Annotated in this window: 8 protein-coding genes; 1 reads left to right on the top strand and 7 read right to left on the bottom strand. The window is 73.0% G+C overall.

Translation table 11 applies throughout. The features are described 5' to 3' along the window. Window positions 1-2 precede the first annotated feature (2 nt). On the top strand, window positions 3-1,166 hold the full coding sequence (locus OHA55_RS32415) for an LLM class flavin-dependent oxidoreductase (protein ID WP_266713273.1): 1,164 nt from the start codon (window positions 3-5) through the stop codon (window positions 1,164-1,166). Here the strand turns inward: OHA55_RS32415 and OHA55_RS32410 are convergent. The 7 genes from OHA55_RS32410 to OHA55_RS32380 all read right to left on the bottom strand — a co-directional run bounded on the left by OHA55_RS32410 (window position 1,100) and on the right by OHA55_RS32380 (window position 11,531). Continuing rightward, window positions 1,100-4,108, bottom strand: coding sequence for a LuxR family transcriptional regulator (locus OHA55_RS32410; protein ID WP_266713271.1), 3,009 nt, complete (start codon window positions 4,106-4,108; stop codon window positions 1,100-1,102). The two genes, OHA55_RS32415 and OHA55_RS32410, sit on opposite strands and share 67 nt — an antisense overlap. 29 nt (window positions 4,109-4,137) lie before the next feature. Beyond that, window positions 4,138-4,914 carry a thioesterase II family protein gene (locus OHA55_RS32405; protein WP_266713269.1) on the bottom strand — a complete coding sequence of 259 codons (777 nt, stop codon included), beginning with the start codon at window positions 4,912-4,914 and terminating at the stop codon, window positions 4,138-4,140. Next, window positions 4,911-6,776, bottom strand: coding sequence for an ABC transporter ATP-binding protein (locus OHA55_RS32400; protein ID WP_266713267.1), 1,866 nt, complete (start codon window positions 6,774-6,776; stop codon window positions 4,911-4,913). Before OHA55_RS32400 ends, OHA55_RS32405 begins: the two co-directional genes overlap by 4 nt. After that, complete coding sequence (locus OHA55_RS32395) at window positions 6,773-7,675, bottom strand: ABC transporter permease (RefSeq protein ID WP_266713265.1); 903 nt, start codon at window positions 7,673-7,675, stop codon at window positions 6,773-6,775. Before OHA55_RS32395 ends, OHA55_RS32400 begins: the two co-directional genes overlap by 4 nt. 4 nt (window positions 7,676-7,679) lie before the next feature. Further along, window positions 7,680-8,624 carry an ABC transporter permease gene (locus OHA55_RS32390; RefSeq protein ID WP_266713263.1) on the bottom strand — a complete coding sequence of 315 codons (945 nt, stop codon included), beginning with the start codon at window positions 8,622-8,624 and terminating at the stop codon, window positions 7,680-7,682. After that, the gene (locus tag OHA55_RS32385) at window positions 8,621-10,282 is read right to left on the bottom strand and encodes an ABC transporter substrate-binding protein (protein ID WP_266713261.1); all 1,662 of its coding nucleotides are present in this window, start codon (window positions 10,280-10,282) and stop codon (window positions 8,621-8,623) included. Before OHA55_RS32385 ends, OHA55_RS32390 begins: the two co-directional genes overlap by 4 nt. A 79-nt stretch (window positions 10,283-10,361) precedes the next feature. Next, window positions 10,362-11,531, bottom strand: coding sequence for an acyl-CoA dehydrogenase family protein (locus OHA55_RS32380; RefSeq protein WP_266713259.1), 1,170 nt, complete (start codon window positions 11,529-11,531; stop codon window positions 10,362-10,364). Window positions 11,532-12,430 lie beyond the last annotated feature (899 nt).

Below are 12,430 nucleotides of genomic sequence, written 5' to 3'. Positions count from 1 at the left end.
CGATGACCGCACCACAGCCGCTGCACCTCGCCGTGGCACTGGACAACGTCGGCTGGCACCCGGCGGCCGGCGCCGGGCCGGACGCCCCGGCCGGGAACCTCTTCGGCCTGGCGCACTGGACCGCCCTCGCCCAGGAGGCCGAACGCGGACTGCTGGACTTCGTCACGGTCGAGGACCCGCCGAAGCGCCCCGCCGGGCACGTGAACCACCGCCTGGACGCCGTCCTCGTCGCCTCGGCGCTGGCCGCCCGCACCGAGCGCATCGGACTGATACCGAGCATCGTGACCGACCACGCCCAGCCGACGAACGTCGCGAAGGCGATCGCCACCCTCGACCACCTCAGCGACGGGCGGGCCGGCTGGCGCACACCGGTCACCCCCGCGCGGCCGATCGTGATCGCCGACATCTTCACCCCCGAGGTGCAGACGCCGATGGCCGAACTCTTCGAACGCGCCGCCGACCTGGTGCGCGTGGTGCGTGCGCTCTGGGACGGAGTGGACGACGAGAAGGCGCTGCGGGACATCGCCGCGCCCGGCAGGTTCGCCCCCGCCGACCCGGACCCGCACGGCAGCTTCACCGAGATCGAGCCCCTGGGCGGCGCGGCGGGCGACTGGATCACCATCGACTCGCCGTCCCTCGCCCCCCGCGCCCCCCAGGGCCACCCGGTCGTCTTCACCGTCGCCCACATCACCCTGCCGTACCGGTACGGGGCCCGATCGGCCGACGTCGTCTCGGTCACCCCCCACAGCGCGGAGGAGGCACGGGCCACGGTCGAGGAGATCAGGACCGAGCAGGCCGCGGCCGGGCGCGCCGACCAGAAGGTGCACGTCTTCGGCGACCTCGTGGTCTTCCTGGACAGCACCCCCGGCCGCGCTGCGGAGCGGCTCGCCCGCCTGAACGAGGAGCACGGCAGCACCTACGCCTCCGACGCCGAGATCATCACCGGGACCCCGGCCGAAGTCGCCGACCTGCTCCTGGAATGGCAGGAGGCAGGGCTGTCCGGGTACCGCCTGCGACCCGGCGCCCTGCCTCACGACCTCCACGCCATCACCCGGGAACTGGTGCCCGAACTCCAGGCCCGGGGCGCGTTCCGGACCGCCTACGAGGCGGACACGCTGCGCGGGCTGCTCGGACTGCCGGTGCCTCCCGCCCCGGCCGCGCTCTGACCCCCGGCCGGGCGCGTGTGCTCACGCGCCCGGCCACCCGCGGGCTGTCCGGCCGGCTGCTGCGCCCGGCCGTGCTCCCGCAGCGAACTCGGAAGATCCGCCCGGCCCTTCACCCGGAGCTTGCGGTAGGCGTGCGTCAGATGCTGCTCCACCGTGCTGACGGTGATGAACAGCTTCTCGGCGATCTCCCGGTTCGAATGGCCGGCCACCGCGAGCGCCGCCACCTGCGACTCCGAGCCGCTGAGCAGAGTGACGCCGGTCTCCCGGTCGTCCTTCACCGCCTGGGACTCCTGTGCGGCGAGCCGTCGGGAGAGCGGGGCGAACCCCTGTTCCTCCGCGATCTCCTGGGCCTGCCGGGCGACCATCCGCGCCCTGCCGGTCTGGCCCGCCCGGATGTGCACCGCGCTCAGATCGGCGAGGGCACGCGCAAGCTCCAAGCGGTCACCGGCGGCATCCAGCAGGTCCGCCGACTCCCGCAGCAGCGCCGCGCGCCGCCTCGGATCGGACACGGAGGCAGCCGTCCGCAGCGCCATTCCCCGGGCCCGGGGCTGCTCGGGCGAGACCAGACCGAGCTGCTCGGACGCGAGCCGGCGGGCCTCGTCGGTCCTGCCGAGCCGCAGCAGCGCCGTCACCGCGTCGCTCCGCCACGGCACGAACGCGGGCTGGTCGATGTCCCACTCCCGCAGCAGCCGTCCGCAGTGCGTCAGATCGTCCAGCGCCGCGTGCAGCAGATCGAGCGAGAGACGCTGCCGGCCGCGCGCGTGGAGGTACTGGACGCCGTACCGCGTCTGGAACAACTGCTCGGGCAGGGTCCAGGTACGCGGGATCCCGGTCTCCGGCACCGTACCGGCCGCGGTGGCGGAGAGCAGCAGACTGGAGAGCGGAGAACCGATCAGTACGCCCCAACTCCCGGTCGACATAAGAGACATGGCCCGCCGGGCGGTACGTTCCGCGAGCCGCGCGTCGCCCTGCCGGACGGCGATCTCCGCCCGCACCGCCGCGAACAGCGCCTGCCACGCCGGGGCGCCACGCTCGGCCGCCTCCCGGTACAAGCCGTCGCACCAGCCCACCGCCAGGTCCGAGCGGTCCGCATACACCAGCACGGACAGGGCGAGGTGGAGCGTGTCGAAGCCCTCGTCGTCCAACGGGGTCGACTGCAGAGCGAGTTCGGCGCTCCGTACGGTGTCCTGGTCGGGACCCGAACGCAGCAGCCCGTTCAGTACGGCCCCCATCGCCCTCGGCGTCCCGTCCGTCGCCGCCCGGACCGCCTCGGCCCTCCCGCCCCGCGCGACGACCCGTCCGTTCCGGCCGGCCGCCCGTGCGGTCCGGAACGGAGGGCCGGACTCCCGCAGCAGCGCCGGATGCGAGGCGCGCAGCCACTCCCTCGCGGCGAGGTACTCGGACGCCGCGACCGGGTCCAGGGTGTCCGCGAACCGTTCGAGCCGGCCGAGCGCGAGCGTGATCTCGTCCCCGCTGCCGTGGCGGAGCAGCCGCCCGAGGAGGGACACGCTCTGGCAGCCGGTCAGGCGGCCCTCCCGCAGCGCGTCCACCAGCGGCCGCAGCCTCCGGCAGGCCGTGTCCGGGTCGCTCCGCGAGTCGACCAGGCTCCGCAGCATGGTGACCGTCACCAACTGCTCCTCGTCCGCGCAGGCATCCGCCGCCAGGGCGAGGCACGCGTCCGCGAACCCCGTGTCGTCCCGGCGCAGGGACTCGCGGGCCGCCTCCAGCAGCACCGGCAGGGCGAAGGGCTCGTCGCCGTGCCGGCCCGCCAGGAGATGGACGGCGACGGCGGACGCGGGGTCCCCGGCCCCGTGGAGCAGCCGGGCCGCGGCCCGGTGCAGCGCCGAGCGCTCGGCGGCGGGCATGCCCGCCAGCACGGCGGCGCCCGCCGCGGGGTGGCGGTAGCGGCCCTCGTCCAGGACGCCGATCGCGTCCATCGCCCCCAGCGTCTCATCCACCTCCGGCTGCGGCTGCCCGAGCAGCCGGGCCAGGCGGTGGTGCGAGCCGGAGGCGTCCAGCACCGCGAGCGCGCGGGCCGCGTCGCGGAACCGGCGCCCCGCCCTGCGTACGCAAGCATCCACCGCCCGGCCGAACTCCGCCCCCGCACGCGGCTCCCGTGCCCCGACCGGCCCGCCGGGACGTTCGTACCAGTCTTCCGCGAGCGCCCGCAGCAGCAGCGGGTTCCCGCCGCTGAGCCGGTGCCAGGACGCGGTGGTGCCGTCCGGGGCGGGCGGCGCGAGGACGCCGCCCGGCAGTCCGGCGAGCATCCGGCCGGTGGCCGCGGGGGAGAGCGGGCGGACCCGTACGCGGGTGAAGTGCCGCTGCCGGAGCAGCGGCGTGCGCCAGGCCCGCTCCGTCGCGTTCCCGTCGGTGGGCGGATCGGACTCGGTCACCACGATCAGGACCCGGGAGGCGCGGAGCAGACCGCCCATGTGGATCAGGGAGTTCAGCGACGCGGGGTCGGCGAAGTGCAGATCGTCGACCGCCAGCACCACCGGCACGCGCTTCGACAGCGCCCGGACCGACTCCCAGTGGATCCGGCCGGCACGCGTCGGTGCGGGGCCGTCGGACAGCAGGTCCGCGTCGCAGGTCGCCGACCCACCGTCCTCGGGCAGATCCAGTGCACGGGCGCGCTCTTCGGCCGTGAAGTGCTCACGGCCGAAGAGCTGGCCCACGACGCCCAGCGGCACGTCCTGTTCGGAGCATCTGGCTGCCGCGTGCAGCACCACGGCGCCCTCGCCGGCCGCGATCTCGCAGAAGACGTGGAGCAGTTCGGTCTTTCCGGCCGCCACCGGACCGCTGACGGCGACGACGCTCCCGCGTCCGCCGAGACAGTCGGCCAGCAGCTCTCGAAGTCGCGTCAACTGGTTCTCACGCTCGACAAAAACCACAACAAGCTCCACATCTCGGCGACGCGGCCGCGTCGCGCGAATTTCGGACATCTGCTCTCGGGTGGGGACCGGCGAGGACGTCAGGGCCGCGACTGCGGTGGCGCGGCCCCCGGCAACAGCCGTTCCTCGATCAACGCTCCGATCCGGTCCTGGTGCTGGAGGGGGAAGAAATGGCCACCCGTGAAGGTCAGCACCTCCGTGGCGCCGGTGGTGTGGTCCTTCCACGCCCGCGCCTCCCCGGGTGTCACCTTGGGGTCCTCGCTGCCGGTCAGCACGGTGACCGGGGTGTCGAGGAGGGGGCCCGGGAGATACCGGTAGCGCTCGATCGCCCGGTAGTCGCCGCGCAGCGCCGGGAGGATCATCTCCACCAGCTCCGGCTCCTCCAGCAGGGTGGCCGGGGTGCCGCCCTGCCGGACGATCTCCGCCAACAGCGTCCCGTCGTCGGCGAGATGGAGGGTCTCCTCGCGCCGGGTGGACGGGGCGCGGCGCCCGGAGGCGAAGAGCGCGGCGGGCCCGGCCCCGGTGGCCGCCGACAGCCGGCGGGCCGTCTCGTACGCCACCACCGCGCCCATGCTGTGCCCCAGGAACGCGGGCGGCGCGTCCCACCAAGGCTCCAGTTCCCCGGCGAGCGCGTCGGCCAGGCTGCCGATGTCCTCGGCCGGCGGTTCCGCCCGGCGCTCCTGGCGCCCCGGGTACTGGACGGCCAGCACCTCCACCCGGGGATGGAGCCGAGCGGAGAGCGCGAACCAGAATCCCGCGGAGCCACCGGCGTGCGGGAAGCACACCAGACGGGCGCCGGCCCCGGGGGAGGGGTGGAAGCGCCGGATCCAGAGTCCGGTGTCGAGCCCGGTCGTCATGCCCGTACCCCTTCCTGGTCGCGCTCGGGCGCCGGGTCCAGATCCGGACGGGGCAGCGCGGCGAGCAGTTCGCGGGTGTACGGGTGCGCGGGGCGGTCGAAGATCTGCTCCACGTGCCCCGACTCGACCAGTTCGCCGTCCTTCATCACGATCACCCGGTCGCTCACGTGGTGGACGACCCCCAGGTCGTGCGAGATGAACAGCAGGGCGAGGTCCAACTCCCGCTGGAGTTGGGCCAGCAGGTCGAGCACCTGGGCCTGGATCGACACGTCCAGCGCGGAGACCGGCTCGTCGCAGACGATCAGCCGGGGCTCGGTGGCCAACGCCCGGGCGATGGCCACGCGTTGACGCTGTCCTCCGGAGAGCTGCAGCGGGCGCCGGTCGGCGAGCGCGGCCGACAGGCCCACCTGGTCCAGGAGTTCGGCGACCCGCGCGGTACGAGCCCGGCCGCGCGGGACGCCCGCCCTCGCCGCCGCCTCGGCGACGATCCGCCGAACGGTGTGCCGGGGGTCGAAGGAGCCGAGCGGGTCCTGGTGGACCACCTGGAGATGACGCCTCCGGTCGCGCCGCGCGCGCTCGGGCAACCCGCTCCAGGCCTCTCCCTCGAACCGTACGGAGCCCTCGTCCGGCTCCGTCAGACCCAGCACGATGCGGGCCGTCGTCGTCTTGCCGGAACCCGACTCGCCGACCAGCCCCAGGGTCTCCCCCGCGCCGATGCGGAACGAGACGTCGTTCACCGCGGTCCAGGAACCACCGCCGGGCGCCCGGAAGCTCTTGGAGACGCCCGCCACCTCCAGCAGCGCCGGACCCGCGCCCACCGCCGGCTCGTCCCGGGGCACCGCGACCGCCGTCGCCTTCGCCCGGGGCCGGGAGGCGTCCGGAGTCGCGAGCGGGACCGGCCCGCCGGGGTACCGGCAGAGCGTCAGGTGCCCGTCCCCGTCGGCTGTCGCCGCCGGGAGTTCCGTACGGCACAGGTCGTCCGCCGAGAGGCAGCGCGCCGCGTACGGGCAGCCGCCCGGACCGGCGGCGGGCTGCGGCGCGGTCGCCACGGAGAGCGCGCGCCCCTTGGAACCGACCGTCGGCACCGCCGCCAGCAGCGCCCGGGTGTAAGGGTGCCGGGGATTCTTCAGCACGTCGGCGGCCCGCCCCTGCTCGACGACCAGGCCGCCGTACATCACCGCCACCCGGTCCGCGAGCCTGGCCACCACCGACAGGTCGTGGCTGATCAGCAGCAGCGCGGTTCCCTGGTCGACCAGCCGTCCCAGCAGGTCCAGCACCTGGGCCTGCACCGTCACGTCCAGGGCCGTCGTCGGCTCGTCCGCCACCAGCAACTCCGGGGCACCGGACAGCGCGGAGGCGATCAGGGCGCGTTGGCGCAGCCCGCCGGACAGCTGGTGCGGGTACTCCGCGGCCCGCCGCTCCGGGTCGGGGATGCCGGCCTCCGACAGCAGCGCGAGCGTCCGCTCCCGCACCGCGGGACCCGATGCGAGGGAGTGTTCGCGCAGCGTCTCGCCCACCTCGGCACCCACCGTGCGCAGCGGGTCGAGCGAGACCAGCGCGTCCTGGAGCACCAGGCCGATGCGGCGCCCGCGCAGGGCGCGCCACTGGCGCTCGGAGAGGGCGGTGAGGTCGGTGCCGTCGAATTCCAGACGCCGGGCGGACACCGAAGCCTGGGTTCCGGTCAGCCCGAGCAGGGTGCGGGCGGTCACGCTCTTGCCCGACCCCGACTCCCCGACCACGGCGAGGCACTCGCCCCGGTCCAGTGAGAAGGACACGTCACGGACGGCGCGCACCTCCCCGTCGCGGCGGAAGGTGACGTCCAGCCCGTCGACGGTCAGCAGCGGTGACACGGTGGGGTTCATCGGCCGGACCTCCGGGTGAAGCGCTGCTGGGCGTGACGGCCGACCACGTTGACGGCGATCACCGTCGTCGTGACGGCCGCGCCGGGGAACACCCCGATCCACCACGCCGTCTGGAGGAAGTCGCGCCCCGCGGAGAGCAGCGCCCCCCATTCGGGCGAGGGGGCGGCAGGGCCGAGACCGAGGAAGCTGAGCCCGGAAGCGGAGATCAGCGCGGTGCCGAACCCCACCGTCGCCAGGGTCAGCAGAGGAGCCAGGGCGTTCGGCAGGATGTGCCGCAACACGATCTGCCGGCGCGGCAGCCCGAGGGCCACGGCCGACTCGACGTACCCCGAGCGGCGGACCACCAGGGCCTCCGCGCGCACGAGCCGGGCGTAGCCGGGGACGAAGGCGATGCCGATGGCCAGCATCACGTTGACCGTGCCGGTGCCCAGCACCGTCACCACCAGCAGCGCCAGCAGGAGCCCGGGCAGCGCCAGCAGGATGTCCGCCAGCCGCATCAGGATCCCGTCGGCCGCCCGGCCGCCCAGCGCCGCGGCGAGACCGATCACGGTGCCTCCGGCCACCGCGATGACCGTCGATCCGAAGCCCAGCAGCAAGGAAGGCCGTGCGCCGTGGAGGATGCGGGAGAACAGGTCCCGGCCCAGCTGGTCGGTCCCCAGCCAGTGCGAGGAGCTGGGACCCTTCAGCGCGTCGAGCGGATCGATCGCGGAGGGCGGGACATCGGTGAACAGGCCCGGTGCCACCGCCACCAGCACGATGAGCAGCAGCAGGACGCCCGCCACCACCACGGTCGGCGGAACGGAGGCGAACGCTCCGGCCCACCGCCGTGTGCGCGCGGGTGCGGACGCGACGGCGACGGGACCGCCGGTGGCGGGTTCGGGGACGAGGGTACGTGCCATGGGGTCAGGCGCTCCTGAGCCGCGGGTCGATGACGGGGTAGAGCAGCTCCACCACGGTGGAGATCACGACGAAGACGAAGGCCGAGAGCAGCACCACGCCGATCACCACCGGCATGTCCTTGGCGCTCACCGCCTGGAGGACGAGCGAGCCGATCCCTGGCCGGCCGAAGACCGTCTCCACCAGCACCGCGCCCCCGATCAGGGACCCGGTGAGCCACCCCGTCAGGGTGAGCAGCGGTACCGCGCAGTGCCGCAGGGCGTGCCGGAGCCGTACCGCCGTGCGGCCCACCCCGCGCGAGCGGGCGGTGACCACGAACGGCTGCTCCAGGGCGGCTTCGAGCCCCTCGCGCAGCACCTGCGCCAGTACTCCGGTGAGCGGGAGCGCCAGGGTGACGGCGGGCAGCACCAGCGAGGCGAAGTCCTCCGCCCCGGCCACCGGGAAGACGTGGAACCGGAAGGAGAACACCGTCAGCAGCACGATCCCGACCCAGTAGGACGGGGTGGACGCCGAGATCAGCTCCCAGACCGAGGCGACCGCGCGGAAGGCGGGCCGGCGCCCGGCCGTCGCCACCGCGGAAACCACCGCGAGGACGACGGCCAGGACCAGTGCGGACAGGGCCAGTTGTACGGTCGGCCAGAGCTGATCAGTCATCAGCGACCAAACCGGACGCTGGAGTTGGTACGACTGCCCCAGGTCGCCCTGGAGGAGCCGTCCCAGGTAGTGCAGGTACTGGTCGGCGACGGGCCGGTCAAATCCGTACTCCCGGGCGATCTCCGCCCGCACCTCGGGGGAGCCGGCGTTGGAGGGGCCGAGCAGGACGGAGACGGGGTCGCCGGGGATGAGCTGGAGGGTGAGGAACGCCAGGGTCGCCGCCCCCAGCAGTACGGCCACTGCCGAGCCCAGCCGCCTGGCGATCCCGCCGGCCAGGACCGTCGCCGACGCCGTCACTTCTTCGCCAGCCAGGCGTCGTAGTACGTCAGCCAGTTGCTCGGGTTGAAGGTGAGCCCCTTCACCTTGTCGGACTGCCCGACGAGGGACACCTGCGTGTACAGGGGGACGACGACGGCGAGATCGATGCCCCGCTGCTGCACCTTCGGGTAGACGTCGGCGCGGGTCTTCTCGTCCAGCGTCGCCCGGCCCTGGTCGGTCCACTTGTCGAAGGACGGGTCGGCGATGAAGGTGGCGTTGAGGCCGCCCTTGGCGGGCGCGCTGGCGGAGTTGAAGAAGAGCCACAGCACGTCCGGCTCGAACCGGGGCCAGCTGAGGTCGATGATGTTCGCCTTGCCGCCGTAGACCTGGGTGTTGTACGTACCGATGTCCAGGTTCGGCCGCTTGACCTCGATGCCGACCTTCTTCAGGTCCGCCTGCACGGCCTGCCCGAGCACGTCACGCCCCTCGCGGGTCGCCTGGATGGAAAGCTGCGGCCAGTCCACGGTGAGCCGCTTGCCCGCCTTGGTGCGGTACCCCTGCGCGTCCCTGCCGGTCCAGCCGGCCTCGTCCAGCAGCTGGGCCGAGAGCTTCGGGTCGTAGGGCCAGCTTCCCTCCAGGGACTTGTCGTAGTCCGGCGTGGTGGGGCTGATGGGGCTCCAGGCCCGGGGGTACTGGCCGAAGGTCACGGTCTTCACGTCCTGCTCGACGTCGATGCCGCGCTGGATCGCCTTGCGCACACGGACGTCGTCGAGCGGCGCGATCGAGCCGTTGAGCCAGAGGTTGTAGTTGCCGCCCGGGTTGGCCCGGGAGATGAGATTGAGGCCGGGGGCCGCCTTGACCGAGGCGACGTTCTGCGGCGGAATCGCCTTGGCCACCTGGACCTGGCCGCTCGTCAGCGCACCGGCGCGCACCGAGGCGGTGGGCAGGAAGCGGACGACCACCTTGTCGAGGTAGGCGGCACCGGTGTGGGTCGCCGTCTCAGGGGCCCAGGCGTAGTCGGGGTTGCGGGTGAGCGTCGCCGACTGGCCCTTGGTGTAGGCACTGAAGACGAAGGGACCGCTGCCCACGTCGGCGGGACCGCCGGCGGCGAGCTTGCCGGAGCCGGCCTTGAGCGCCTCGGGGGAGTAGAAGCCGAGGTAGGTGGTGCTGGCCGCCTGCAGGAAGGGGGCGAACGCCTTGGAGAAGTTGACCTTCACCGTCCGCGGGTCGATGACGTCGGTACCGGTGTAGGGGCCGAGGAGGTTCGCCGCGTAGAGCGACTTGGTCTCCTTGGCCACGATGTGGTCGAAGTTGGCCTTCACGACCGAGGCGTCGAACTTGGCCCCATCGGTGAAGGTCACGTCGTCGCGCAGGTGGAAGGTGTAGCTCTTGAAGTCCTCCGACACCTCCCACTTGGTGGCCAGCCACGGGTGGAACTTGCCGTCGGAGTCCTGCGAGACCAGTGAGTCGAACACCCCGCGGGAGATCTCCGCGGTGACGTCCTGGGTGGAGGCGTGGATGTCCCAGGAGACGGGCTCGGTGTCGACGGCGGCGGTGAGCGTCCCGCCCGACACCGGCTTGCCCGAACCCGCCGTCTTCGCGGTGGAGTCACCGCCGGACGAGCACGCGGAGAGGAGAAGGAGACCGCTCACCCCCACTGCGAGGGTGCGGCCGAGTCTGGACAGGGTGGGGCGCATGGCGGGACTCCAGGATTGGACGCCCCCGCGGGGACGGCGGGAGGAGAGGGGCGAGGCGGGATGCGGGGGCGGCGTCGGCTCAGTCACGTGAGGCCCCCGCGGCGAGAGCGGACGCGCCGATGATCTGCAGGGAGGCGTCCTCGCCGGGCGCGTGCACCCCGACGGACTGGATGTCGCGGAAGTGCCGCTCCAGCGGATTGCCCTGGGCGAGACCCGGGTTGCCGAGCAGGCGCACCGCGGTCTGGACAGCGGTGGTGACGTGGCGCACGACCAGGACCTTCGACGCCAGGGCGTCGGCGCCCGACACCGGCAGGCCCCGGTCCACCCGGTCCGCCGTCGCGAAGATCAGCTGTTCTGCGGTGGAGAGCAGGGTCTCGATCTCGCCGGAGGCGTGACGGAAGCGGTCCGTCGTGGCCAGCGGGCGGCCGAGTGCGGCGGGTACCCGTTCGTGGCCCCAGGTGGTCGTGAAGCTCTGCGCGGCCCGTGCCACCCCCAGGTAGAGGGCCGACGAGATCAGCATCGCGACGCTTCCCGGCAGGGTGCCGGGCGCCGGCGGCGTACCGGGGTGCTCGAGTTCGTGCACCCACTCCGCGGGGATCTCGACGTCGCGGAACTCCACCTCGTGGCTGCCCGTCGCGCGCATCCCCAGCTGGAACCAGGTGGAATCGATGTCGATGCCGGGCGTACCACCGGGGACGATGAAGTTGCCCACCCGGGGGGAGGGTTCGTCGGTCACCGCCCAGACCAGGAAGTAGCTGAGTCCCTCCGCGCCGGTGACGAACCGCTTGCGTCCGCTGATCGACCAGCCGTTCGCCGTCCGCCGTGCGACGGTCGCCGGCAGACCGTGGGTGGACGATCCCAAGTCCGGTTCCGCGCGGGCGTGGTTGATCAGCGTCGGACGCTCGGCGGACTCCGCCAGCACCCGGGCGTAGAGCTCCTCGGGCCAGGGACTCCGCGTCTGGAGCAGGTGGGGGACGATGGTCATGCCGGCGATGAGCGCCGTCGACGGATCGCCGCGCCCCGCGGCCTGGAGGATCTTCGCGACCTCGGTGAAGGTCGCCCCGGAGCCGCCGTAGCGGGTGTCCACTCCGGCGGTCAACAGCCCGGCTTCGTGCAGGAGTCGAATCGACTTGTGGGGAAAGGCCCCGGTGCGGTCGTACTCGGCGGCAGTGGCCGCGAGCGAGGCGGTCACCTCGTCCAGTCGGTCGAGGTCGGCGGGTATCGGCCGGCTCTCGGTGGCGGAGCTCATCGGCCCTCCAGGGGGACGGGGAGGGGGAGTTCGGAGGCCATGGGTGTGTCCTTGATCGTGGGATCGGGCAGTTGTCCGGCCACGTGGGGCGGCGCGGCGGGCAAGAGGCTGTGACGGTGCTCCGGGCCGCGCCATGCCCGGGCCGCGAGGGATCCGGGCGTGCGGCGGCCCATGGGGGGCCGAAAAAAGGTGATCAGGAAGGGTGCGCGAAGGCGCGCGGGCGTGCTGAGGGGATGGTGTTCACCGGAGTCCGGTCAAGGACCCGCGCGTCGGCTCAGCGACAGCTGGTCGACCAGACCTTCCCGAAGTCCACTACCCGGCACTGGGTCAGACGGGACGTCAGGTGCTCGCCGAGTCCGTGGTGGCATGTGGAAGTGCCTGCCGGGTACCGGCTGGACTCCCTCACCATCTCAGGCCTGAACATGGCACTGAGCATGCAGGAACAGTGCACTCTGCGTCCAATGCCGAATACTGATCGAGATCGATCGCGTGCGCTTATCGATGGCGGTCCACCCGCGCCGTCCACCCGCGCGGGGCCCGTGCGGGCCGCCCGGGAGTCCGTGTCGCGACCCGTCGGAGTGGCCGTTCCCGCAGGCCCGGTGAGCGGCGGGCGTGCGGAACGGTACGGCAGTGGTGCCGGTCGGGGTAGACGCTCTCTTCCGTGCTCCGCGGGCCCGGTGCGGGGTGTACGGCAGGGTGTGGTGGCTCCCGCCGGGAGCCTTGCGGGGGCGGCTGCCGTGCATCATGCCTGCGATGTGCTCGATGCAGTCGGAGCTGTCAAATTCCCTGCGGGGAACGGGGAACCGGTGTGCGCTGGGCCGATCAGGGTCAGCGTGCGCGCATGTGGATCAAGGCCGCCATCCGTTCAGGTGCATACCCTTCGGCCCGGCTTTCGGAGG

It is taken from the genome of Streptomyces sp. NBC_00102 (assembly GCF_026343115.1).
Taxonomy (GTDB): Bacteria; Actinomycetota; Actinomycetes; order Streptomycetales; family Streptomycetaceae; genus Streptomyces.
This window is presented reverse-complemented; position numbering and strand designations above follow the sequence as displayed.